The 22,922-nt window shown below is 64.7% G+C and carries 20 protein-coding genes; 3 read left to right on the plus strand and 17 right to left on the minus strand.

The features are described from left to right. Positions 1-17 precede the first annotated feature (17 nt). The 3 genes from AC56LR_RS11870 to fliF are packed head-to-tail and all read right to left on the minus strand — an operon-like array spanning position 18 to position 3,416. Positions 18-734, minus strand: coding sequence for a flagellar assembly protein FliH (locus AC56LR_RS11870; protein ID WP_497130537.1), 717 nt, complete (start codon positions 732-734; stop codon positions 18-20). Continuing rightward, a complete protein-coding gene (fliG, locus tag AC56LR_RS11875) occupies positions 734-1,738 on the minus strand; it encodes a flagellar motor switch protein FliG (protein WP_497130539.1) in 1,005 nt (334 codons plus the stop codon). Before fliG ends, AC56LR_RS11870 begins: the two co-directional genes overlap by 1 nt. After that, complete coding sequence (fliF, locus tag AC56LR_RS11880; RefSeq protein ID WP_497130540.1) at positions 1,731-3,416, minus strand: flagellar basal-body MS-ring/collar protein FliF; 1,686 nt, start codon at positions 3,414-3,416, stop codon at positions 1,731-1,733. The genes fliG and fliF overlap by 8 nt, the downstream gene beginning before the upstream one ends. Before the next feature lie 172 nt (positions 3,417-3,588). On the opposite strand from fliF, the gene fliE reads away from it, so the two are divergent. Both fliE and AC56LR_RS11890 read left to right on the plus strand, forming a co-directional pair. After that, entirely contained in the window at positions 3,589-3,957 is a 369-nt protein-coding gene (fliE, locus tag AC56LR_RS11885) for a flagellar hook-basal body complex protein FliE (RefSeq protein ID WP_497130719.1), read from the plus strand. 352 nt (positions 3,958-4,309) lie between these two features. Beyond that, on the plus strand, positions 4,310-4,846 hold the full coding sequence (locus tag AC56LR_RS11890; protein ID WP_497130541.1) for a hypothetical protein: 537 nt from the start codon (positions 4,310-4,312) through the stop codon (positions 4,844-4,846). Positions 4,847-4,937: 91 nt separating this feature from the next. On the opposite strand, the gene AC56LR_RS11895 is transcribed toward AC56LR_RS11890, so the two are convergent. The 5 genes from AC56LR_RS11895 to AC56LR_RS11915 form a co-directional block, all read right to left on the minus strand. Then, positions 4,938-6,281, minus strand: coding sequence for a diguanylate cyclase domain-containing protein (locus AC56LR_RS11895; RefSeq protein WP_497130542.1), 1,344 nt, complete (start codon positions 6,279-6,281; stop codon positions 4,938-4,940). 196 nt (positions 6,282-6,477) lie between these two features. Further along, complete coding sequence (locus AC56LR_RS11900) at positions 6,478-6,603, minus strand: hypothetical protein (protein ID WP_497130543.1); 126 nt, start codon at positions 6,601-6,603, stop codon at positions 6,478-6,480. A gap of 301 nt (positions 6,604-6,904) precedes the next feature. Beyond that, a complete protein-coding gene (locus tag AC56LR_RS11905; RefSeq protein WP_497130545.1) occupies positions 6,905-8,734 on the minus strand; it encodes an ABC transporter ATP-binding protein/permease in 1,830 nt (609 codons plus the stop codon). Positions 8,735-8,962: 228 nt separating this feature from the next. After that, the gene (locus AC56LR_RS11910) at positions 8,963-11,278 is read right to left on the minus strand and encodes a hybrid sensor histidine kinase/response regulator (protein WP_497130547.1); all 2,316 of its coding nucleotides are present in this window, start codon (positions 11,276-11,278) and stop codon (positions 8,963-8,965) included. Positions 11,279-11,539: 261 nt separating this feature from the next. Next, positions 11,540-12,001: an RrF2 family transcriptional regulator gene (locus tag AC56LR_RS11915; RefSeq protein WP_497130549.1), complete on the minus strand. Its 462-nt coding sequence runs from the start codon at positions 11,999-12,001 to the stop codon at positions 11,540-11,542. Between the two features lie 162 nt (positions 12,002-12,163). Here AC56LR_RS11915 and AC56LR_RS11920 point away from each other — a divergent pair, with 162 nt between their 5' ends. Beyond that, the gene (locus tag AC56LR_RS11920) at positions 12,164-12,796 is read left to right on the plus strand and encodes a LuxR C-terminal-related transcriptional regulator (RefSeq protein ID WP_497130551.1); all 633 of its coding nucleotides are present in this window, start codon (positions 12,164-12,166) and stop codon (positions 12,794-12,796) included. A 199-nt stretch (positions 12,797-12,995) separates the two neighbouring features. Here the strand turns inward: AC56LR_RS11920 and AC56LR_RS11925 are convergent, their stop codons facing one another. The 9 genes from AC56LR_RS11925 to AC56LR_RS11965 form a co-directional block, all read right to left on the minus strand. Continuing rightward, complete coding sequence (locus AC56LR_RS11925; protein ID WP_497130553.1) at positions 12,996-14,642, minus strand: PAS domain S-box protein; 1,647 nt, start codon at positions 14,640-14,642, stop codon at positions 12,996-12,998. 96 nt (positions 14,643-14,738) lie between these two features. Next, positions 14,739-15,488 (minus strand): flagellar brake protein, encoded by a 750-nt coding sequence (locus AC56LR_RS11930; protein ID WP_497130555.1) that lies wholly within the window; start codon positions 15,486-15,488, stop codon positions 14,739-14,741. Further along, positions 15,481-15,840, minus strand: coding sequence for an EscU/YscU/HrcU family type III secretion system export apparatus switch protein (locus AC56LR_RS11935; RefSeq protein WP_497130557.1), 360 nt, complete (start codon positions 15,838-15,840; stop codon positions 15,481-15,483). Before AC56LR_RS11935 ends, AC56LR_RS11930 begins: the two co-directional genes overlap by 8 nt. Then, positions 15,837-17,000, minus strand: coding sequence for a flagellar hook-length control protein FliK (gene fliK, locus AC56LR_RS11940; protein ID WP_497130559.1), 1,164 nt, complete (start codon positions 16,998-17,000; stop codon positions 15,837-15,839). The genes AC56LR_RS11935 and fliK overlap by 4 nt, the downstream gene beginning before the upstream one ends. A 22-nt stretch (positions 17,001-17,022) precedes the next feature. Then, on the minus strand, positions 17,023-17,346 hold the full coding sequence (locus AC56LR_RS11945; protein ID WP_497130561.1) for a flagellar protein FliT: 324 nt from the start codon (positions 17,344-17,346) through the stop codon (positions 17,023-17,025). Between the two features lie 9 nt (positions 17,347-17,355). After that, positions 17,356-17,811 carry a flagellar export chaperone FliS gene (gene fliS, locus AC56LR_RS11950; RefSeq protein WP_497130563.1) on the minus strand — a complete coding sequence of 152 codons (456 nt, stop codon included), beginning with the start codon at positions 17,809-17,811 and terminating at the stop codon, positions 17,356-17,358. 23 nt (positions 17,812-17,834) lie between these two features. After that, positions 17,835-20,492, minus strand: a complete 2,658-nt coding sequence (gene fliD, locus AC56LR_RS11955) for a flagellar filament capping protein FliD (protein ID WP_497130564.1) — start codon at positions 20,490-20,492, stop codon at positions 17,835-17,837. A 207-nt stretch (positions 20,493-20,699) separates the two neighbouring features. Further along, a complete protein-coding gene (locus tag AC56LR_RS11960) occupies positions 20,700-21,071 on the minus strand; it encodes a flagellar protein FlaG (protein WP_497130565.1) in 372 nt (123 codons plus the stop codon). Positions 21,072-21,160: 89 nt separating this feature from the next. Then, the gene (locus tag AC56LR_RS11965) at positions 21,161-22,615 is read right to left on the minus strand and encodes a flagellin N-terminal helical domain-containing protein (RefSeq protein WP_497130567.1); all 1,455 of its coding nucleotides are present in this window, start codon (positions 22,613-22,615) and stop codon (positions 21,161-21,163) included. Between the last annotated feature and the right edge of the window lie 307 nt (positions 22,616-22,922).

Genomic DNA, 22,922 nt, shown 5'->3' on the forward strand with positions numbered 1-22,922 from the left:
CGGGGGACCCGCCCACCCTACGACAACCAATCGACATTGGATTGCAGAGAGTGCGTCAAGCGCCCCCAACGCGCGGCAGCGCCGGCATCGATCTGGTTGCTCGCCGTATCCACCCGGCACCCACCGCGCGCCATGCCGATATCCTCGGCAATGCGCCAGCCGCCTTTGATCAGCTCCTGCCCCATGGCGTCGCGCACGATCTCGGCGTCCTGCGGGTTGAGCGTGAGCACGGCCGGCTGGGCCAGCACCGGCAGGTAGCCGATCGCTTCCTGCACCACCGGCAGGATCAGTTCGGGACGCACGTCGAAAGCCGTGCGCACCATGCCGCGCGCAAGCCGCAGGGCCAGTTCCAGCACGTCGTGGGCAATGGTTTCGTCCGCCTGCACCACGGCGTCGCTGAAGGTCGCGGCAATCGCGCGCAGGTGTTCCAGTTCGGCGCTGGCCTCGATCTGGCCGGCGGCCGCGCCATCGGCATAGCCCTGGGCATGGCCCGCGGCATGGCCTTCCGCCAGGCCTTCGGCATAGCCCTCGGCCCGGGCCTGTTCGCGGATCGCTTCGAGTTCTTCGGCGGTCGGCATCGGCACGTTGCGCACGATCTCGCCGGCGTCGGCACCCACCGCAGCCGCCGCCGGCGGCGCCATCGCGGCGCGCCGTGCAATCGTGCTCGGGCGCTCGTCGCCGAACGAGGTCATTTCCCAGCGCTGGTAGGCGCTTTGCTGTTCCTTTGGAATCATCAGACGAAGGAATCCTCACCCTTACCGCCCAGCACGATCTGGCCTTCGTCCGCCAGGCGGCGCACGATTTGCAGGATCTGCTTTTGCTGGGATTCGACTTCCGACAGGCGCACCGGACCTTTCGACTCCAGGTCTTCGCGCATCATCTCGCCGGCACGCTGCGACATATTCTTGAAGATCTTCTCGCGCAGGTCTTGCGAGGCGCCTTTCAGGGCGATGATCAGCATTTCGGACTGCACTTCGCGCAGCAGCAGCTGGATGCCGCGGTCGTCGATGTCGATGATGTTGTCGAACACGAACATCTCGTCCATGATCTTCTGCGCCATGTCGTTGTCGTAGTTCTTGATGTTGTCCATGACCGCCGATTCCTGCTCGCCGCTCATGAAGTTCAGGATCTCGGCCGCGGTGCGCACGCCGCCCAGCGAGGACTTCTTGATGTTCTCGTTACCCGACAACAGCTTGGTCAGCACGTCGTTCAGCTCGCGCAGGGCAGCCGGCTGCACGCCGTCGAGCGTGGCGATGCGCAGCACCACGTCGTTGCGCAGGCGCTCGGTAAAGTTGGCCAGGATCTCGCAGGCCTGGTCGCGCTCGAGGTGGACCAGGATGGTGGCGATGATCTGCGGGTGCTCGTTGCGGATCAGTTCGGCCACCGAGGGCGAGTCCATCCACTTCAGGCTCTCGATGCCCGAGGCGTCCTTGCCGCCCAGGATACGGTTGAGCAGCACGGCGGCCTTGTCGTCGCCCAGCGCTTTCGTGAGCACCTGGCGGATGTATTCGTCCGAATCCAGGCCCACGGTCGAATGCAGGTTGGTTTCTTCCACAAACGCTTCCAGCACCTTGACCACTTCGCCATGCTGCACGGCCTTCATCTGCGCCATCGCGCCGCCGAGTTTCAGCACTTCGCGCGGGCCCAGGAATTTCATCACTTCGGCCGCTTCGGCTTCGCCCAGGGCCAGCATCAGGATCGCTGCCTGCTGGACGCCTTCTTTATCCTTGTCACTCATTTGTACCCAACCATGCTTTGACGACGTTTGCCACGATGCGTGGATCTTTTCTTGCCAGTTCCTGCGCCATCACCAGGTTCGCGCGGTAACCCTGGTTGCGGCGTTCGACTTCCTGTTCTTCCAGCTCTTCCTCGACCGCCTCGGCCTGGGCGTCGGCTGCCTCGCTGCTTTCCGGCTCCGGTTCCGGCGGCAGGGCCACGGCCTGGTCGAACTTCTTGATCGCCGGGCGCATCAGCGGCAGCAGGATACGGTAATACAGGAAGCCGAGGATGGCGAACAGCAGCAGGTATTTGGCGATTTCCTTGGCCAGCGGCAGGTTGGCCGGGTCGCGCCACCAGTCGATTTGCGCGATGGTGTCGTCCGGGCGGTCGACGCCGTCGAACGGTGCATTGGTCACGTTCAGGGTGTCGCCCCTAGCCTGCGAATAGCCCATCGCCTGCTTCACCAGCTCATTGATCTGGGCCACTTCGGCGGCCGCCAGCGGACGCACGATGATCTTGCCGGTCCTTGGGTCCACGGTGCGGCGGTGGTTCACCACCACGCCCACGGTCAGGCGCTTGATGCCGCCCATCGGACGCTGCTCGTAGCGGATGGTCTTGTCGACTTCGTAATTGGTGGTGGCGTCCTTGCGGGTCGGGCCGCCAGCCGCTGCTGCACCGGCGGCGGGCGCTTGCCCGTCGATCGGCGCGGTGGCCACGCCCGGCGGCTGGTTCGACAGCGCGCCCGGGACACCCGAGGCGCCGGCGCCCGGCTGGCTCGACTCGGAGGTCTGCTGGCTGCGGATGGCCTGCGGCTCCGGCGGCGAATTCGGCTTGTACATCTCGGCGGCGGTGTCGACCTGGGCGAAGTCGACTTCGGCGGTGGCTTCGGCGCGCACATTGCCTTTGCCGACCAGCGGCACGATGATCGATTCGACCTGCTTGATGATGTTCTGCTGCACCTGCTCGACATACTTGAGCTGGGTGGCGTCCAGGCCCTTGGCGCCGGGACCCTTGTTCGAGGTATCCGACAGCAAATTGCCGTTCTGGTCGACGACGGTGACGTTCCCGACCGTCAGTTCCGGCACGCTGGACGCGACCAGGTGCACGATGGCGCTGACCTGGCCCGGATCGAGGGCGCGGCCCGGCTGCAGGTTCAGCAGCACGGAGGCGGTGGGCTTTTGCTGGTCGCGCACGAAGACGGACGGCTTTGGCAGCGCCAGGTGAACGCGTGCGGCGCTGACCGAGCCGAGCGACTGGATCGAGCGCGCCAGCTCGCCTTCCAGCGAGCGCTGGTAGTTGACCTGTTCGAGGAACTGGGAGACACCGAGTTTTTGATTTTCCATCAGCTCGAAGCCGACGTTGCCGCCCTTGGGCAGACCCTGCGAGGCCAGCTTCAGGCGCAGATCGTGGATCTGTTCGCTAGGCACGAGGATGGCGCTGCCGCCTTCGGAAAACTTGTATTTCACACCCATCTGGTCGAGCGAAGCGGTGATCGCCCCGCCATCGCGGTCGCTGTAGTTCGAAAACAGCACGCGGTACTCCGGGGCCTGGCTCCACATCCACAGCGCGATCATGATGGCAACGACAAGCGCGATGCCGCCGCCAAGGGCGACGCGGCGCCCCATCGTGCTCTGGAAAAAGCCCTGGCGCTGACCAGCGGCCGGGGTATCGATCAAGTCTTCAGCAACTGCTGCCATGGTGGGTTGGTGTCCGGGATGGGGGGATTAGATGCATTATGAAGCCACAGAGCAACATTCAAACCCTGAAACAGGGGTGGAAACCCGTGCTTCTTCGAAGGAGGAACCTGGCTGAGGGCTGATATTCTGGGAGCCTGAATAAAGCGGCCACGCTAACCTGCAGGAGAACATGATGAGTATTGGCGGCATCGGCGGTATCGACCCCAGCCGGATCCAGGCGATGATGGAGCAATTGAAAGCTGCGGCAACCAAGCCGGCGGCGAGCCCGGTTGCGCCCGTCGGACTGGGCGCGCCCGGCGCCAGCGGCGGTGTTGCCAAGCTCGACTTCGCCGATGCGCTGAAGACGACGCTCGAAGGCGTCAGCAATACCCAGAAACAGGCATCCGAGCTGGGCCAGCGGTTTGCGATGGGGGATGATACCGTGAGTTTGTCCGACACCATGATCGCCATGCAGAAATCGAGCATCGCCTTCCAGAGTACGGTGCAAGTACGCAACAAACTGGTGTCAGCCTATCATGACATCATGAATATGCAGGTGTAAGGCGGTAATGCTGTTCAGTTAGCATGAAAATGTAGGGTGGCCGGCTTCGCCGGCCGCGCGTTCACATCACCGATGCGCTGTGGCAGATCACATTGGGGTTGGACGCGCGGCCGTTCGTCGTTCAGGCCACTGGCCTGAACGACCCCGGCCACCCTACGCTTAACTGAACGGCATGAGGTGTAAGGCGGCGTTGTTTTGCTGGCAAACTGATAGCATCGAACCGGCGGCAAGGCCGGTTTTTTATTGTGGGCTCTCGGGTTACCTGGAACAAGCCTCGGTTGTGGGCTGATAGCGACCGGGCGTGATAGGCTGCGCTGGGCAAAACCCCCAATCCTCATTCGAAAGGAAATCCATGAAGTTTGCAATTCAAGCCCTGCTCGGCGCATCGCTCGCCTTCGTGAATCCCGCGTTTGCCGCGGCTCCAGCGCCCGCAACCCCGACTGCGGCAATCAGCCCCGCACACGTCAAGGCCGTGCAGGATCTGCTCGGCGCCATGCAGGCCGAAAAGGTCGTGCGCGGCGTTGCCGCCCGCAGCCGCTACCAGAGCGAAGCGCAGCGCAAGGCCGTGTTTGCCAAGCTCGACAAGACGCCGCCGGCAGTGGTGTACCAGCGCATGGCCGCGCCGCTGGCGTCCGCTATTTCCCTTGATACCGCCACCGAGATGACGCGTTTCTATAACACGCCCTACGGCAAGAAGGTCATCCACAGCAAGTACAACAGCGCCTCGCAGATCATGATGCCGGGGATGAAGCCGGTCGTGCCGCCGGAAGAAAAGAAGGAGCGCAAGCGTGCGGCTTATGTCCAGGCGAGCAAGCAGCTGGCGGAGGCGGAACCGGCGATCGAGCGCGAAGCGTTCAAGGTTCTGCAGATGATCAACAAGGAAAAGTGATGGAAGCGGTTTGTTAATGCGGCTTTGGGTACGGAGCAGGGCTTGGCATCCGATTAACCGCTTGCCCGGAAGTATTCATGCAAACCGAGCCTCAGGAGAATGACGCCGCGTCACGCCGCATAGCGGTCGCGGCAAACTTGAACTGATTGCGCCCGGCATTCTTGGACGCGTACATCGCTTCGTCAGCTTTGCTCACGAGTTCGTCGGGCGTATCACCATCTCCGGGGTAGAACGCAATACCCATGCTGGCCGAAATGGTCGCCTCGCCGGCCGCCAGGGTGAACGGACGGCGTAGCTCGCCGATGATTTCAGCAGCAATGGCGTCGATGTGGGTCGGATCAGTGACATCGGTGAGGATCACTGTAAATTCGTCGCCGCCCAGCCGCGCAACCGTGTCGGTATCGCGCACGCAGGTATTGATGCGCATGGCTACCTGCTGCAGCAACTGATCGCCAGCGGCGTGGCCGAGCAGGTCGTTGACTTCCTTGAAGCCGTCAAGGTCGAGGAACAGAAGGCCCAGGGGCAGCCCGGTTCGCGCGGCATGCTTGATTTCGTGCTGGAGCCGCTCGCGGAACAGGCTGCGGTTCGGCAAGTCGGTCAGGGAGTCATGGTTGGCGCTGCGGCGAATGCGCTCTTCGGATGCTTTGCGCTCCGTGATGTCGCGCGCGCTGCCTGCGATCGCTTCGCAGCGGCCCGCTTGGTCGAGCACCGGCACCAGCAAGTACTCGAAGGCGCGACCGTCACCAAAGCCCTGCACGCCGCACATTTCGGCTCGATAGGTCTTGCGACTCGCGACGACCTGTCGGATGCGCATGCCGATATCGTTAACGCAGGGCGCGCATAACGAAGGAAAATCGACTCCGGCTAACTCGCCGGCCGTCTTACCGAAGAATTCGGCGAAGGCATTATTCGCGTAGAGCAGTTTTCCGTTGGGCTCGATGATGTAATTCAGGTCAGGAGAGCTCGACAGCAACACTTCAAACAGCCGGGCCTGGCGATTCTTCAGTTCGGTGAAGCAAGCCAACGACTCGGCCGTGGCTTGATCGATCGCCTCGTTGAAACGCGTAATGTCCTCGGCCTCGACCGGCGGCATCTTGACGGTCTCGCCCCACAGGCGCATCACACAGGCGCGCAGGGCGCGAAACTCCGCCATCATTTGGTTGACATCGAAACCCTCACCGAAGCGTGACGAACCGTGCAACTCGGCTTGGGTCGTCCGCGGTGCATGCGGTCCCAGACCGTGCGACTTTTCTTGCTGCTGAAGTTCGCTCTGAAAGCTCGCGAGGTCGGCCGCTATTACATCGAGCATGCCGCGTGCATGGTCGCGCGCGGCTGCGGCGTTCAGAATTTCGGTGGGATAGATATCCTGGGCAAACTTGTCCCACTCGGCAAGTATGAGTTCGCTGTTGCTGCGCAAGAAGTCGACAAGGCGCATGACCGAGCCCTCGAGTTAAACGAAGCATCATGGGTTACAAAATTCGTGGACCCCCATTTTTGTCAGCCAGACGCCCTTGGATGAACCTGAAGGGTAACTTGTGAATTTCAAGGGGAAAGTCTGAAAAATCTGATGGAGTGCCAGTCCCATCCTGGCATGTGGTGCGACACATTCGCCATTACGAAGTTCCACTCTTTCAGCTTATAGCGCGGTTGCACGGCGGGGGGCCGGCCCTGGCTTTAATGCCTGCCCCGATCACGGCCCCGCCCACCATCATGGTGCCGCCCATCATGCCTTCGCCCATCGCGGCGATAGTCCCCATGACGATTGCCACCGTAATAGCCAAGGCCAAGGTTCAGCTCCACGGGCGAACCGTAATAGCCGGAGTAGCCCCCGTTTCCATAATACGGATCATAGCCGGCCGAGGGCGGACCATACACCGCACATCCGCCAAGCCCGGCAGCGAGCAATAGTCCAGCTGTACAGCGCCTCAAAATACGTACGCTTCGATTAGTCATCTCAACCCCCATCAGTTAGCCTCAACCCAGTCTAGGCTTGTGCAATGGGGTTTCAATCGAAGTTACGTTTGCTAACGCCTGATGCTTCCAGCTACACGTGCCGGCTCAGCCCGCAACCACCACCACACGTGCTTCCCGTGCCGGCGCCGCAGCCGGGTGCCCATCGAACTGATAGCCACTGGCCTCATGCACCTCCCACGCCCCTTCACCCAGCAGGCGCAGCACATGGGTATGGTGGCGCAGCACGGCCGGCCGGTGCGCAATGCTGATCAGGGTCGTGCCGCTTTCGCGCAGGCGCGCATACAGCGAGGCTTCGTTGCTGCTGTCGAGGGCGCTGGTGGCTTCGTCCAGGATCACGATGCGCGGCGCGTGTACCAGCACGCGGCCGAAGGCCAGGCGCTGCTGCTCGCCGACCGACAACAGCTTTTCCCAGTCCTGCTCGGCGCCCAGGCCGCCCACTTGCTCGGCCAGGTGGGGCAGGTGGACCTGCTCCAGGATGCCCAGCAGCTCGTCGTCGCTCAGGCTTGAGTGCGCGCTCGGGTAGATCAGCTGGCTGCGCAGGCTGCCGTGCTGCAGGTAAGGCTGCTGGGGCAGGAAGAAGAAATCTTCCACGGGCGGATGGTGGATCGCGCCGCTGCCGGTATGCCATAGCCCGGCGATCGCACGCAGCAGGGAACTCTTGCCGCAGCCGCTGTCGCCGGTGATCAGGAGCGCGTCGCCCGGCTTCAGGGCCAGGCTCAGTTCCTTGATGAGGACGCGTTCCGAGCGCGGCGGATGCAGGGTGAGGGCGTCCAGCGAGAGGTGTTCGCCGGGACGCCGCTCGATGCGCGGATGCTTTGCTTGCGCATCGGGCGACGTCTCCGTGTCGGGCAACACCAGCCTGGACAAGCCCTGCAGGCGGTCGATGCCGGCCACGAAGCGGCTCAGGCTCTCGAAATTATCGACAATCACGCCTACCGCAGCGAGCACGGCGGTAAATGCGCCGGCGGCCTGGATCGCCCGGCCCACTTCGAGTTCGCCCGACAGCACGCCCTGGGCCAGGATCACGAAGGGCAGCACCAGGGTCAATTGGCTGAAGGTGCGCTGGAACAGATTGAGGTTGCGCTGCTTCTTGATCAACAGGGCAAAATTCTGGATCACCTTGTCGAACTTGCTGTTGATGTGCGCACGCTCCTGCGGCTCGCCGCGGTAGAAGGCGATCGACTCGGCGTTTTCGCGCACGCGCATCAGGCTGAAGCGGAAGTCCGCCTCGAGCCGCAGCTGCCAGAAGTTCAGGCGGATCAGCGGGTTGCCGAAGACCCACAAGGCGATCGCGGTGCCCATCAGCGCGTACAGCGCCAGCACGCCCACCAGCACATGCGAGATCGACCACAGCACGGCGCTGAAGGCCACCAGCTGCATGATCGAACCTAAAAAGATCAGCAGGAAGTGGATCGACCTGCCGGTGAAGGTGTTGATGTCTTCGCTGATGCGCTGGTCGGGGTTGTCGATCTCGCTGCTTCCGCCCAGCTCGTAGTATTTGCGGCCCTTCAGGTAGCTGTCGAGGAAACGGCTGGTGAGCCAGCGCCGCCAGTGGTTCGCGAACAGGTCGCGCATGTAGTAATAGAAGGCGTAGATCGGTATCGCGAAGGCCAGGATGAACAGGCAGGCCCGCACCGACTTCCAGAAGCGGCCGCCGTCCTTGCCGGCCAGCGCCGAGGTCATCTCGCCGGTCTCGTTGTTGAGCATGACCGCGAACTTGGTCTCGACCAGCATCAGGGCGATCAGGAGGAAGAGCAGGAGCCAGGCCTTCTTTTTTTCTTCTTCCAGCCAATACGGCTTGGCCACATTGACGAATTGTTTCCAGGCAGCGAGCGACAAGGGCGCCCGACGTCGATTCTTGCGTGGTGCCGGATGTTCGTTCGTCGCGGCGTTGGTGCTGGCAGAGGAGGGCATGGTTCAGTTTCAGTAAGCTGCGGTAATCGGCCAGTGGTCGAACTCGTGGATTGAGCAATAGATTGCCAATCACACCCCGAGCATATGCCCCGCCAGGAGATCGTTCAGTGCGGAAACGGACATAGCGGGCGTTGCCCTTTTGGGACACAGCCTGCCGGATCAGCGTTTTACAGGGAGGGAACAGCGGGGATGCCGGGGCCGGTCTTGCGCCAGCCCCGGGATGCTGCTTCAGGCAGTGTTGACGGTGTTCAGCAGCAAATGTGCATCGATGGGTTTGACCAGGTGGCGGGCGAAGCCGGCCGCCAGGCTGCGCTGCTCGTCCTGGTATTGGCCATAGCCGGACAGGGAAAACAGCGTGCAATCCACCGGCGGCAAGGTGGCCTGCAGCCGTCCCGCGAGCTGGTAGCCGTCCATGCCGGGCAAGCCGATGTCGAGGATGGCCACGCTGGGGCGCAGCTCCTGGAAGGCGGCGATCGCCTCGAAGGGCTCGTAGGCGACGCGCACCTGGTGGCCGGCGCTGCGCAGGATCTGGGCCAGGGTGTCGGCCGCATCGCGGTTGTCGTCGACCAGCAGGATGTGATGGGCCTTGCCGCTCGCGGCCACCGGCAGCGGCGTGGCGGGCGATGCCGGCAGCTCGGCCGTCGTGCGCAGCGGCAGCGTGACGACGAAGGTGCTGCCCTGGCCTTCGCCGGCGCTCTCCACCCGCACTTCGCCGCCGTGCATGCCTACCAGGTTCTTGACGAGCGACAGGCCGATGCCCAGGCCGCCTTCGGAGCGGTCGGAGCTGCGGCTGCCCTGCACGAACAGGTCGAAGATATTCGGCATGAGCTTGTGGCTGATGCCGGCGCCATTGTCCCTGACGCTGATGACGACATGCGACTGCGCGTGTTCGACGGCAAGCTCGATGCGCCCGCCGGCCGGCGTGTAGCGGGCCGCATTGGTCAGCAGGTTCGCCACCACCTGGGCCAGCCGGGCAGGGTCGCCATACCAGTTCAGGTCCGGCACGCTCACCGTCAGGTGGTGGGCCTTTCGCTCGAGCAGGTATTCGGCCATCTCGACCGCCTTCTGCATGACCTGGGCGATGTTCACGGTTTCCATGCGCAGCTCGACCAGGCCGCGGGTGATCTTGGACACGTCCAGCAAGTCATCGACCAGGCGCACCAGGTGCTCGACCTGGCGCTCCATGATGAGCTGCTCGCGGCCGATCTCGCTCGAGCGCATGCGCATCAGTTGCAGCGCCGTGACGATCGGGGCCAGCGGGTTGCGCAGCTCGTGGCCGAGCAGGGCGAGGAACTCGTCTTTCGCCCGGGCCGCCACGTTCAGCTCCTCGTTGAGGCGCTCGGTTTCCTTGCGCGAGACCACCTGCTCGGTGATGTCGACCACGATCACCCACAGCCCGTAGATGCCGCCCGCGGCGCTGCGCAGCGGCACCAGGTTGTAGGTGTAGTAGCGGTCTTGCAGCTCGCCTTTCAGGCGGATCTGGGCATGTGTTTCCTTGGAGGTGACTGCCACGCCGGTGCGGTACACGGTGCGGAAGACATTGCCCAGCGGAGTGCCCTTGAGTTCGGGGAAGACTTCATCGAAGGTCTTTCCGTCGATATCGTACTGGTCGATGATCTCGCAATAGGCCTGGTTGGCCCATTTCACGGTCAGGTCGTCGCCGACGAATACCGCGGTGCCCACCGGCGCGCCCATCAGCAGGCGGTCGCGGTCGGCGGCGGCCAGGGCTTCTTCCTGGGCGGCACGCGCACGCAGGATCGCCTTGCTGACGGCGTCGCCGAGTTGTTGCAGGAAGCTCTCGTAGCCATGGTCGAAGGCGGACACGTGACCGGTCGTGAGTTCGATATGCAGGTCGCTGACGGCGGGCGCAATTGGAAGCGACCTGGTGGCCGATCCGATTGCCGTGGGGCCGGATATTGGCGCCACCGAGGCCGATTCGAAGTCTTCCGGGCAGGCATTCAGGACGCGCAGCACCACAGTCTTGACTTCGTCTTCCGTCACGCAGGAGGCGAGGGCGTCGTTGAGCCGTCCGAGCGCCGCGTCCCGGCGGTTTTTCAAGACAACCGCAGTCGTTTCGGTACAAATGACCAGCACACCGTCGATGGCGTCGGCGGCCCCGAACACCGGCGTATAGGAATACGACCAATATGCCTCTTCAAGCCTGCCATTGCGCGCTACCGGCAGCAGTGCGTTCTCGATGCGGAATGCCGAACCTTCGGCATACGAGCGGTGGACCTGTTCACCGATCACAGGCCAGACCTCGGGCCAGCACTGCGCTGCCGCTTGTCCCAGTGCCGCCGGATGTTTGCCGCCCTGGATACTGGGAACGAATGGGTCGTTATAGATCTGGACGAAATCCGGCCCCCACCACAACACCATCGGCTCGGCCGAATTCAGGACGATCGACACCGCTGTTTTCAGGCTCGGGCTCCATTTGGAAATGGGGCCGAGGGAAGTGGCCGACCAGTTGAAGGACGCCACCAGGTCGCGCATCGGCGAACCGGTTCCAATGAAGTGTGGGGCCATGCGGTGCTGGTTGCTCATTACGATAGAAGTCTCGCGGAAGGTGCGCCTGGATGGGCGATGTTCGAGTGGCCGGTCATGGCCGCGCAAACATTATACGCAGCGTTCCATCAGGAGGCGCGCCCGGCCGCGGCTATGCAAGACAGCTAATTCTTGCCCCGCGGAAAAGAACCTGCCAGCATCATTCTCGCTGCCGCCGCCCGATGATAGCGGCCGTCACGCCGAAGTGAGCCAGTCAAAAGCACAAGCCGCCTGCGCCTGCCAGGGTGCGGCCGGCGCAGCTTATGCCGCGATCCGTTCCTTGCGCTGGAAGGTCATCGGGATGGCGCCGTCGCGCGGCGCCGGTTCCGGCAGCAGCATGGCGAGCGTATGGCGGTCGAGTTCGGCAAGATAGGCGGCGGTGGCGTTGGTCAGCACGCCCTTGAGGCTGCAGGCCTTGACCAGGCCGCAGGGATTGCCGCCCGGGTCGAAGCACTCGGCCATGTAGAAATCGCTCTCGCTCTGGCGTACCACGGCGCCGATATTGATTTCGTCGGGGCGGTGCGCCAGGCGGAAACCGCCGTTGCGGCCGCGAATGGTCTCGATGACGCCGTTGCGGCCCAGCTCGTGCACCACCTTCATGAGATGGTTCTTCGAGATGCTGTGCAGGTCCGCGATTTCCTGGATCGTCACGAGCCGGCCCGGATTGCTGCCCAGGTGGAGCAAGGTCCGCAAGGTGTAATCGGTGAAGGAAGTCAGGCGCATAGTCAGGCCAGTATATCGCATACGCCCTGATGCGGCGGGGGCCTCTGACGCCGGAGAGACACTTTAACCAGTTTTTACATATCATTACTTGCCTTGCCGGCGTTGTCGTTTCAATATGGGAGCTGGCCGCGCCATCGCGTTGCCCCCAGCCGGAGCATGTCCATGCAACCGATACCAACTGCCGTCCATATCATGCACGCCGATCCGATCATGACCGTCGGCATGCAGGCCGTTCTGGCCGGGCATCCCGGCCTGCGCGTGACCACCCACCTGGGCCAGCCGGAGGCGCAGCGCGTCGCGCGGGTGCTGGTGACCGACTACGACGTCGGCATCGCCCTGGCGCGCCAGCCGGCCAGCCAGTTCGCAGCAAGCGGCCAGCCGCCCGGCGTGCTGGTGGTGACGCAGTTCGACAAGGAATGGGAAGTGCGCCTGGCCATGGATGCCGGGGTGTCGGGCTACCTGCTGCAGTCCTGCGCGCCCGACGAACTCTCGCATGCGGTGAACATGCTGGGGCGCGGCCAGCGCTACCTGAGCGAATCGATGACGCGCAGCGTCGCCGACAGCCTCACGCGCGAGGCCCTCACCGGGCGCGAGACCGACGTGCTGGAGCTGCTGGCCCAGGGTTGCTGCAATAAATCCATCGCCCGCAAGCTCGGCATCGGGGTCGGCACCGTGAAGACCCATGTCAAGGGCGTGATGAGCAAGCTCGATGCGACCGCGCGTACGCATGCGGTGGTGGTGGCAACCCAGCGCGGGCTGATCCGGCCGGGTGGCGGGGCGTCCACAGGGATGTAGATCCGTTGGGTGGGCATTGGTTTCTCGTAGGGTGGGCGGGTCCTCCCGCCCGCGCGTTCAAACCACGGTAATGCTGCCCGCGCGGCTGTTCAAGCCCTGACTATCACCGCGCGGGCGGCGAAGCCGCCCACCCTACGATTCGCGGCAATTCCCCCGCATTGGTGCATTGCGCCGCATGCCCCCAATTCAGGCGGCAAAATCAGCTGCCCACCACCCACTCCCCATCGCGCCAATACGCCACGCGGCTCTTGCCCGCATTCTTGGCCACATACATCGCCGCGTCGGCGCGCGAGAGCAGGGTGTCGGCGGAGTCGCCCTGCAGGTAGTGCGCCACGCCGATGCTGGCGCCCACTTCCAGGCGGCCGGCGATCGCGGCATACGGCTCTCTGGCGGCCTCGAGGATCTTGCGGCTGACCTCCACGGCGTCTTGCGCCGGGTCCGGTACGTGGTCGAGCACCACCATGAATTCGTCGCCCGCCAGCCGCGCCACCAGGTCGGTGCGCCGCACCGCGTGCTCCAGGCGGCGGCCGAACTCGATCAGGACGGCGTCGCCGGTTTCGTGGCCGCACTGGTCGTTTACCGCCTTGAAGCCGTCGAGATCGATGAACAGCAGCACCAGCGGCAATGGGGTGCGCGCGGCAGCCTCGATCGCGCGTTGCAGCCGGCCCATGAATTCGTAGCGGTTCGGCAGGCCGGTGAGAAAGTCGTGGGTGGCGCGGTAATGCAGTTCCTCGGACATGCGGCGCTGTTCCGAGATGTCGCGCAAAAAAGCGTGGAAATACTGCTCGCCCCCGAAGGACACCACCCCGACCGTGATCTCCACCACGATTTCCGAACCGTCCTTGCGCATGGCCGGCACCTCGATGCGCTTCTGGCGCGCCTGCTCGCTTCCGGGGCGCAGACAGGCGCTGAAGCCATCGAGATGGCCGCGGCGCATCCGTTGCGGCGCCAGCAGGTCGCTCATCTGCTGGCCGATGGCTTCCCGGGCGGTCCAGCCGAAGGTGGTTTCGGCCTGCTTGTTCCATTCGGTGATGATGCCTTGCTCGTTCATGCCCACGAAGGCGTCGTTGGCGTTGTCGATCAGGAGCCGGATCTTCTGCTCCTGGGCGCGCAGGCGTTCCTCGTTCTCGATCTGGGCGGTGACTTCGCGCACCGAGCAGTACAGCAGGCCGTTGTTGAGCGCGCGCGTGCACCATTCGAGCCAGCGGTAGCCGCCGTTGGCATGGCGGTAGCGGTTGCGGAAGCCCTTGGTCACACCGCCGCGGTAGATTGCATCGGCTTCGGCCAGGGTCGCGGCGACGTCGTCGGGATGGATGAAGTCGATGAAGGGGCGCGAGCACAAGTCGGCCTGGGTCCAGCCCAGGGTGTCCGTCCAGGCCGGGTTGACCTGCTGCAGGTAGCCATCGATGCCGGCGATTGCCAGCAGGTCGGGCGACAGGGCGAAAAACGCGTCGCGGTCTTCGAGCGCTTTTTTCTGCTGGCTAATGTCGACCAGTTGCGAAATGAAGCATTCGATGCCGCCAGTGGCGTCGCGGCTGAGCGATACCGTGAGCAGGCCCCAGACCAGGCGGCCGTCAGCATGGCGGTAGCGTTTTTCCAGCTTGTACGAATCGATGTCGCCGGCGACCAGGCGCTCGAGGAGGTGCAGATCGCCAGGCAGGTCTTCCGGATGCGTAACTTCCTGGAAAGTGCGTGTCAGCAGCTCGTCGCGCTGGTAACCCAGGATCTGGCACAGTGCCGAATTGACCTCGAGCCATTGCCCCTGCAAGCCGACGAGGGCCATCCCCACCGGAGAGTCGGCGAATGCGGTGAAGAAATACTCTGACGTCGGGGAACGTGTCGGCATCGTGGCACCAGCATGTCGGAATGCCCCAAGTGTAGCGTGTTTCTTGCCTTGTTAGTGACTGAAAGGCGACTTAATATTTCACCGGCCGGTCAAGTTTCAGGCCAGTCCCGCCAGGCGCGCGTTGCGCTCGCGTTCGAGCTTGGTGATGTAGCGCTGCACCCCCGCCATGCCGCCGCGCGAGATGTCGATGAACTGCAGCCCCAGGCGGCGGTTGGCCTTGTTGTTCAGCAGGGTCACGTCCAGCGAATTGCGCACCTGGAGCGTCACCGTGACGGGACCGACCTCGGGCAGTTCGATGCGGCAGTTGGGGAAATCCTCGCCGATCGTGGTGCCGAGCTGGAGCTTGTTGTCGAGGATGGCGATGCCGCCGCAGCTGATGTCGTGCAGCGGGAAGACGCCGGTGCCCGCGCCCAGTTCGGGCGGCAGCGGGATGATCGCGCGCACCGGGTTCGACACCGGCGTCTCCATCCGGTAATACTCGCGCCGCTGCAGGCGGATCAGGGTCGGCGGGATGTCGGCGCGCAGCGCGGCAGTGCCCTCGAACTCGATCGGGCGCAGCTCGTCGGCGGAAAACAGAATGCGGATCTTGTCGAGCGAGGTTTCGCAGCGCACCTCGCCGGCCGCGACGATGCGCTCGTTCTGGCTGCGGTCGATCGAGCGGTCCAGCACCATGGTGTTGGTCTCGGGATCCACGTCGAGGATGGAGGTGACGCAGACATCGGCCTCGCCCTTGACCAGCATGCGGATCAGCTGGTGCTTCTCGCTGATCTGGCGCAGCAGCGCCACGATTTCACGGCGCGACTCCACCTCGTAGTCGTGCCAGTTATCCAGTTCCTGATTATTCATTGCTTATACCAGCGTTCGCCGCGTCGTCCAGGTTGAGGTGGGGCGTCGGATCCGGCGGGGGCATTATTGGTGCCCCATGCTTTTGCGCCGACTCAATATGATATAGCCATGCCAACAGTTCCGCAATTGCCCGATACAGGGCAGGGGGGATCTCACGGTCGAGGTCCACGCCCATCAGCAGCTGGACCAGCTCTTTCGACTCGTGCACGAAGACGCCGGCCTCGTTTGCGCGGCGCATGATCTGCTCGGCGACCAGGCCCTGGCCCTTGGCCACCACCTTCGGCGCGGCGTCGCCGCCGCCATAGGCGATGGCGACGGCGCTCTGGCGCCGCTTCTTCTCGAGCCCGCTCATCCGGCCTGCTGCTCCGGCGGGGCGCCGGGCCCCGCTTCGACGCCATGCGCGCGCACCTCGAAGCCGGCCAGCTCGGTGCCGGCCGCATCGAGCGCGCCGGCCAGGCTGCCCATGTGCTGGCGTAATAGATGGGCGGTCGATTCGCTGCCCGCGGCGAACTGCACCTGCAGGCGCCCGCCGCTGAAGCTCAGGCGCGCATCGAGCTCGCCCAGTTCCGGGAAATGCAGGCGCAGGCGGCTGTGCCAGGATTGCTCCGCCTCGCCGGCTTCCTCGTGGCCTTCGCGGGTATCCCGGGCTACGTCGAGCTGCATCGGCTGGCCCGGCCACAAATTGCCCTGCCAGGTGAGCTGGGCCTGTTCCTGGGTGCTGAGCTGCAGGTTGATGAACTGGGCGGTGGCCGGGTCGAGCGGCGACTGGCGCACGCCTTCGCGCGCCAGCTGCTGCTGCGGTTCGGCGTTCAGTTCGGCGAGCCCACGGGCGCCCTGCGCCCATTCGGCCACGTGCGATTCGTAGAACAGGCCGCTTTTGCCGACCGCATGCTCCAGGCCTTTCGCGATGCTGGCCGCATCGGCGTTGTTTGATGCCACCAGCGGGGCGCGGCCGACCAGCGCCGTCATGGGCGTCTCGGCCTTCTGGGCGGCGGCCAGCACGCTGCCGATGGTCTTGCCGGCCTGGCTCAGGGTGGTGGTGTTGGTCTCGAGGCCGCCCAGCAGCGCGCCGGCGCCGGCGGCGGTGGCCTGCAGCAGGGCGGCGGCGCGATTGACCGCGGCGCCGGCCCCTGGCGCGGCGCCTTCGCGCATCGCCAGCGGCGCCTTGCCCGGGTCGGCGCCTTGCGGCAGCGGCGGGCCGGCTTCGGAAAACACCGGGTTGGCGGCAGTGCCGACCTGGAAGGTGGGGCGCGGGGAAACCGACAGCAGGGTCAAGGGCACGTCGGCGCCGACCTGGACCCCTGCGGGCAACTGCATGCGGGCGGGGATGTTGGCGACCTTGACGACGAAACTGCCGTCGGCCAGCTTCGCCAGGACTTCACCGTGCAGCGCCTTGCCCAGCTGGGGGGCGAGGGCGCGCGCAAAGGCTTGCTGGCGCGGATCGGCGAGCTGCTCGGCCGGGACCACCGGCCCGGTGCGCACGATTGCAGAGACGAGCTCGCGCGGCAGCATGCTCTAGGAAAGGCCTTGCGGCCTAGATGCCGTAGGCGCGCGCGACGCGGCGTTCGGTCGAGGTATTGCTGATCAGGGCCGACAGGCGCGCCATCCACGGGGTGGCGAGGTCGCGGATCTGGCGGTCGGCGGCGAGCATGCGGCGGATCGCGTCGACTTTCTTGACGCGCGCGGCGCCGGCGAGGGCTCCCTGCTCGTGTTCCTTCAACTGGCGCACGTGCAGGGCGCACTGCTGCTCGAGTTCGGTCAGGCGGTCCCAATCGTTGTCATTGGCGGCGCGCAGCATCTGGTCGGTGATTACCGCCATGGTCTCGTACACGTCGACGATATCTTCGCTGGTCATCATGGGCATGGCTCAGGCACTCATCAGGGTCGGTGCGCGCAGGGGCGCAGGGGCGGCGGCCGGCAGGTTCCCGGCGGCCAGCGGATCGATCGCATTCCATGCATCGCGCAGGTCGGACAGCAAGGCATGGACTTCTTCCAGGATCGCCGGGTCGTTCGACAGGTTTGCCTTGAGCATGCGGGCGCTGACGTATTCGTACAGGGCGTCCAGGTTCTGGGCGATCTCGCCGCCGACTTTCTTGTCGAGCGCGGCGCGCAGGCCGTTGTCGACGATGTTGATGGCTTTCGAAATCGCGGCACCCTTGGCGGCGACATTGCCGGCCTTCATATTCGTGATGCCGCTCAGGATCGACACCAGGGCGCCGTCATACAGCATGACGATGAGTTTGTGTGGCGAAGCCGAGGCGACGCCGGTCTCGAGACCGACTTTCGCGTAGGCGCCAACGCCGCGTTGCATGGTTCCAAACATGGTGTTCTCCAGGTACTGTGAGATTAGCCTGCGTTCGCGGTGAGCGCCGCAAGCTGCTGGGTCAGGTAAGCCGAGGTCGATTGCATCGACATCAGCGCGCTGTCGAGCGCGGTGAACTGGGCGCGGTAGCGTTTTTCAATGGTTTCCAGGCGCGCGCTGAACTGGTTGCGCGCCGTGGCGATGGATTTGAGCGTGATATTCATGCTGTCGGTTTTGCCGGTCAGCAGGCTGCCCTTGCCGGTGAAGCCGGCGGTCAGGTTGGTCAGCTCGAAGGCGAAGCCCTTGGAAAAACTGACGGTGCCGCGCTCGCCGACCAGGCCGCCCGTGATCGAGAGCTGGATGCCTTCCGCGGGCGAGCCCGCGGCAGCGGTGAGCGCCTGGCCGTTGCCGGTGGCGGCGACGCCGCCGATCGTGCCCTGGACGTCCGTGCCGGCCACCGGCGCGGCGCCCCCGAACAGGGTGGCGGGGTCGCTGCCGCTGACGCTGGAAATCGAGACGTTCGAATTCGCGCCGTACTTGCTCGACGAAACCGACAGGCGTCCGCTGTCGTCGATTTTGGTCTCGACCGTGTCGCCGGCGCCGGCAAAGACGGTATTGCCGTTCACCGCCGCGCGCAGCATGGCCACCAGCTGCGCATTGGTGTAGGTGCCGGCTGCCAGCGCAATCTCCTGGGTCTTGCTCTCGGTGACCGGATCGGTCTGGTTGAGCGTGATGCGCCAGGTCGTGTTCGGACTGATCGTGGTCGGGCCGGCCAGCGCCGCGGCGCTGGTCAGCGTGCCCTGGCTGGCCATGCTGGCGATGTTGACGCCATAGACGCCGGGCTTGGTGGCGGCAGTCGACTTGTCGAACTTGACCATGCCGTCGGTGGCGCTGCCCATCGCAGCGAACAGGCCGCCGATCTCGGCGTAATTGTCGTTGACGGCTTTGTTGAGCTTGGTTGCATCCACCGCCAGGGTGCCGTCGCGCTGGAAGGCGATGCCGACCTGGCCGAGCGTGGTCAGCTTGCCGCCCAGGCCTTCGACCGCGGCCCCGAGCTGGCGCCGCAGCTGGCTCTGGATCGAGCGCACACCCGGGTCGCCCTGCAGCACGCCGGCGGTCCTGGTTTCGGCGTTGTAGCCGGTCAGGCTCGAAATCGTCTTGCTCAGGTCGTTATAGGCCTTGACGAAATTGTTGACGGCGGTCGAGACGCTCGCGGTGTCGCGGGTAATGTTCAGGCTGGTGCTGCCGGTCGCGGTGATGTCCAGCGACACGCCCTGCACGGCGTCGGTGACGGTCGTGCTGCTGCTGCGGATGTCGATCCCGTTCATGTTGAGCAGGGTGTCCTGGGCCGCGCTGGTCTGGGTCAGCCCCTGGGCACCGCCGGGATCGTGGCCGAGCAGGGCGGCGATGGCCGGATCGGGCGGCTGGCCGTCGGCCCCGTCGACGCCGATCTTCATCGACGACTTGGCGCCGGTCTTGTTCGAGGTCAGCACCAGGTGGTAGGGGTTGTCGCCGCCGTCCGACACGATGGTCGCCGTCACGCCGATGTTGGCCTTGTTGATGGCGTCGCGGATGCCCTGCAGCGACTGGCTGCCGGCCTCGAGGGTCACGGTGCCGCTGGCCTGCGCGCCATCCTGGGCGAAGGCCGCGCCCGCCAGGTAGCTGCCGGCGCTGCCGGCGACCAGGCCGGCAGCGGCCGGGTTGGTGCCGCCGACCAGGATCTGGCTGCCGTCGCGCGAGCTCAGGGTCACGCCTGCGGTGGTGGTGACGCTGGTGCCGGTGTTGGCAACGCCGACGCCTCCCAGGCCGCCGGTGACCGCGCCGCTGCCGCCGATGGCTTCGAGTACGGTCAGGTTGGAGCCGTCGGCCGCGGTGAATTGCAGGCTGCCGTCCAGGGCGTTGCCGCTATAGGTGATGTTGGCGGCCGCCAGCGCCGCGCCGACGGTGCCGCTGGCCAGCGCCGCGTCGACGCCGGCGGCGTCGAGCGAGGCGCCGCTGCCGGCCTGGCTCGCGATCGCCACGCCGCCGACCGACAGCGTATAGCTGGCGGTGGCAGCGGTGGTGACCGTGCCGAAACTGGCGAACAGGTTCGCCGCGCTGGTGGCGGTTCCGGCCTTGGCAGTCACCCCCGTGGTGTCGCTCCTGGCGTTGATCGCTTCGGCCAGCTGGGCCGCGCTGCGGGTGGCCGCGCTGGTGGTGATGGGGGCGCCGTTGAGCGTCAGCGAACCGTTGCTGATGCCGCCGGTGGCGATCGATGCGCCCAGCGCGGTGCCGGCCACGCCGAAGCTGCCGCCGCCGATGCTGCCGAACTGGAAGGTCAGGGTGGTCCTGGCGCCGCTGCCGATGGTCGCGCTCATGCTGGCCCTGCCGGCGGTGGTCAGGCTCTGGGCCGACGCCAGCTGCGACACGTTGATGCTGTACTTGCCCGGCACCGCGCCGGTCCCGGCGGTGGCGCTGAGCAGGTCCTTGTTGCTCGATGCGGTATTCAGGGCGCTGAAGGTCGAGGGAGAATTGAGCGCGGTCAGGGCGCCCTGGAAGCCGCCGACCGCGGCGCCGACTTTGCCGAGCGCGCCCATGCGCGCCTGCAGCGCGGCTGCCTTCTTGTCGAAGCTGGCGAGCGGGGCTGCTTCGGCCTGCATCAGCTTGCTGATGATGCCGTCGACGTCGAGGCCGGAGCCGATGCCGGATGAACTGATGCCCACTTTGTTTCTCCCGTGAAAGCGATAATGTAAGTCATTATCGACAGAAGCAAACCGGACTTAAGAGCGGGAAAGGTATCCCAATTCAAATAGTTAAAAACAGGGATGGCAGGAAGACATCATGTGCGGATGCGCGCGCCGGCGGCAGGCGCGGAAGCGCAGCGCACGCTCCCGGGGAACGTGCGCCGGCGGTAATAAGGTAGAACCGGCTCAGGCAGTCTGGCTGATCAGGAGGCCGCGCATCTTGTCGATGGACTTGGCGATCTCGAGCGCTTCGACGGAAGGAATCTGGCGCACCACTTCGCGGGTGCCCTGGTCGATGATCTTGACCACGATTTCCTTGCTGTCATCGTCGATTGCGAATTCCAGGCTTTGCAAGGTGGCTGCCATGCCCTCGTTGATCTTGCGGACGGCATCGTCGACCTGCTCGCGCGACGGCTGCGCGCGCGATGCCGGGGTCGTTCCGGGGGCCTCGGTGGGCTTCACCGCCTTGGTGGGCTCCGCCTTTTGCTGCTCGATCGGAGCGAGCGTGCGCTCCTCCAGCCGCGACGCCACGGGTGAACCAAGAGATTGGATGTTCATGTGACTTCCCTAGCAAAAATTCCCCGGCTGAATTTCTTCAGCCGAGGAACCGTTTTACAGCACGGATGGACTAGTCAGTCCGTCGGTAATTAACCACGCAGCAGCGACAGGACACCGTTCGGCAGCGAGTTGGCCTGGGCCAGCATCGAGGTACCAGCCTGTTGCAGGATCTGGCCGCGGGTCATTTTCGCGGTTTCAGCAGCGAAGTCGGTATCGACGATGCGGCTGCGCGATGCCGACAGGTTCTCGGTGGTCGACGACAGGTTCGAGATCGCCGATTCGAAGCGCGACTGCAGTGCGCCGTACGAAGCGCGCTGGCTGTTGACCGACGACAGGGCGGCGTCGGCTGCCTTGATCGCGGCCTGTGCGCCGTCGAAGGTGCTGACGTCGATGTTGGCGACCGACTTCAGGTTCGAGCTGCCGGCCAGCGCGAAGCCGGTGGCGGTGGTTTCGGCAACCGAGAAGCTCTTTTCCGAGTCCATCGACACGCGGCCGTTGGCAGTGCCGACGCCGGTGTTTGCAACAACCGAGAAACTGGCGTTGGTGGTGCCGTCGGCCTTGTAGCTGGCCATGGTCATCGCAGCACCGGCAGCAGCGTTCTTGTTCTCGAGCTTGATGTCGTTGCCCGAAGCATTGGTCAGCTTGATGCCGCCGCCGTTGGCCGAGTCGAACGATGCGGTCACGCCGGTCTTGGCGGTCTGGGCATTGATTGCGCTGATGCCCGATGCGAAGTCGTCGGCCGTGGCGCCGGCGCCGCCGATCGAGAACGAGACGCGCACTGCGGTCGAGTTGTCCGAGGTCAGGTCCAGTGCGTACGAACCGGCTGCGCCGTCGATCTGCACTTCGGTGGTCGCCGAAGCGGTCACACCGGTCTTCGACGTTTCGGCGTTGATCTTCGAAGCGATCGACTTGGCGGTATCGGTAGCGGTGGTAGCGACGTTGGCGCTGCCCAGGAAACCCGAGACGGCTGCGGTGCCGGCGGCAGCGGTGGTTGCCGCGACGACGGCGTTCGCATCCTTGCCGACGTTGTTGTTGCCGTAGGTCGAGGTGCTGAAGTTCGAGCCGGTCATCGAGATCAGCTGGCCTGCATTGGCGCCGACCTGGAAGTTCGCGGTGCCCATCGAGCCGTCCAGCAGCTTCTGGCCGTTGAATTCGGTGGTGTTGGCGATACGGTTCAGTTCCGAGGTCAGTTCGGTCACTTCGGTCTGCAGGGCCTTGCGGTCACCGGCCGAGTTCGACGAGTTCGACGACTGCACTGCCAGTTCGCGGACACGCTGCAGGATTTCGCCGGAGCTCGACAGGGCGCCTTCAGCCGTCTGGGCCATCGACACGCCGTCGTTCGCATTGCGGGTTGCTTGGTTCATGCCGCGGATCTGCGAGCTCATGCGGTCCGAGATTGCCAGGCCGGCAGCGTCGTCCTTGGCGCTGTTGATGCGCAGACCCGACGACAGGCGCTGGATCGAGGTGTTCAGGGATGCTTGCGAGGTCGACAGGTTACGCTGCGAGTTCAGGGATGCGACGTTGGTATTGATTACGGATGCCATGGTGTTTCTCCAGACTAGGTCTTTCAGGGGTGGGCTGCCTTGCCCTGTTCACTTTGGTGCGCCACGCTGTTCCGTGACGATCACACCGCTGTTGTTGCTGGTAACGTGCTTTGCGGCAAGAACTTGAGGGCCCGGAGCGAAATTAATTCCGCCTCTTTTCGCTCAAGTTTCTTTCGGCAGCGCGTCTAAACGACCGTGGAATGGCGAACTTTAGGGCAAAAAAAGATTTATTTTTTCTCTTCGTCCAGAATAATTTGCCGCCACATGCGCCGGGGTGATGCAAAACTGTTACGATTTTGGCGGGCGC

The sequence above is a fragment of the Telluria sp. ZT3P39 genome (genome assembly GCF_059685935.1).

What these genes read in the sequence shown, in the direction of transcription:
- AC56LR_RS11870 (WP_497130537.1), bottom strand. Translation starts at nt 734, where the DNA reads ATGATTCCAAAGGAACAGCAAAGCGCCTACCAGCGCTGGGAAATGACC.
- fliG (WP_497130539.1), bottom strand. Translation starts at nt 1,738, where the DNA reads ATGAGTGACAAGGATAAAGAAGGCGTCCAGCAGGCAGCGATCCTGATG.
- fliF (WP_497130540.1), bottom strand. Translation starts at nt 3,416, where the DNA reads ATGGCAGCAGTTGCTGAAGACTTGATCGATACCCCGGCCGCTGGTCAG.
- fliE (WP_497130719.1), top strand. Translation starts at nt 3,589, where the DNA reads ATGAGTATTGGCGGCATCGGCGGTATCGACCCCAGCCGGATCCAGGCG.
- AC56LR_RS11890 (WP_497130541.1), top strand. Translation starts at nt 4,310, where the DNA reads ATGAAGTTTGCAATTCAAGCCCTGCTCGGCGCATCGCTCGCCTTCGTG.
- AC56LR_RS11895 (WP_497130542.1), bottom strand. Translation starts at nt 6,281, where the DNA reads ATGCGCCTTGTCGACTTCTTGCGCAGCAACAGCGAACTCATACTTGCC.
- AC56LR_RS11900 (WP_497130543.1), bottom strand. Translation starts at nt 6,603, where the DNA reads ATGGGGACTATCGCCGCGATGGGCGAAGGCATGATGGGCGGCACCATG.
- AC56LR_RS11905 (WP_497130545.1), bottom strand. Translation starts at nt 8,734, where the DNA reads ATGCCCTCCTCTGCCAGCACCAACGCCGCGACGAACGAACATCCGGCA.
- AC56LR_RS11910 (WP_497130547.1), bottom strand. Translation starts at nt 11,278, where the DNA reads ATGAGCAACCAGCACCGCATGGCCCCACACTTCATTGGAACCGGTTCG.
- AC56LR_RS11915 (WP_497130549.1), bottom strand. Translation starts at nt 12,001, where the DNA reads ATGCGCCTGACTTCCTTCACCGATTACACCTTGCGGACCTTGCTCCAC.
- AC56LR_RS11920 (WP_497130551.1), top strand. Translation starts at nt 12,164, where the DNA reads ATGCAACCGATACCAACTGCCGTCCATATCATGCACGCCGATCCGATC.
- AC56LR_RS11925 (WP_497130553.1), bottom strand. Translation starts at nt 14,642, where the DNA reads ATGCCGACACGTTCCCCGACGTCAGAGTATTTCTTCACCGCATTCGCC.
- AC56LR_RS11930 (WP_497130555.1), bottom strand. Translation starts at nt 15,488, where the DNA reads ATGAATAATCAGGAACTGGATAACTGGCACGACTACGAGGTGGAGTCG.
- AC56LR_RS11935 (WP_497130557.1), bottom strand. Translation starts at nt 15,840, where the DNA reads ATGAGCGGGCTCGAGAAGAAGCGGCGCCAGAGCGCCGTCGCCATCGCC.
- fliK (WP_497130559.1), bottom strand. Translation starts at nt 17,000, where the DNA reads ATGCTGCCGCGCGAGCTCGTCTCTGCAATCGTGCGCACCGGGCCGGTG.
- AC56LR_RS11945 (WP_497130561.1), bottom strand. Translation starts at nt 17,346, where the DNA reads ATGATGACCAGCGAAGATATCGTCGACGTGTACGAGACCATGGCGGTA.
- fliS (WP_497130563.1), bottom strand. Translation starts at nt 17,811, where the DNA reads ATGTTTGGAACCATGCAACGCGGCGTTGGCGCCTACGCGAAAGTCGGT.
- AC56LR_RS11960 (WP_497130565.1), bottom strand. Translation starts at nt 21,071, where the DNA reads ATGAACATCCAATCTCTTGGTTCACCCGTGGCGTCGCGGCTGGAGGAG.
- AC56LR_RS11965 (WP_497130567.1), bottom strand. Translation starts at nt 22,615, where the DNA reads ATGGCATCCGTAATCAATACCAACGTCGCATCCCTGAACTCGCAGCGT.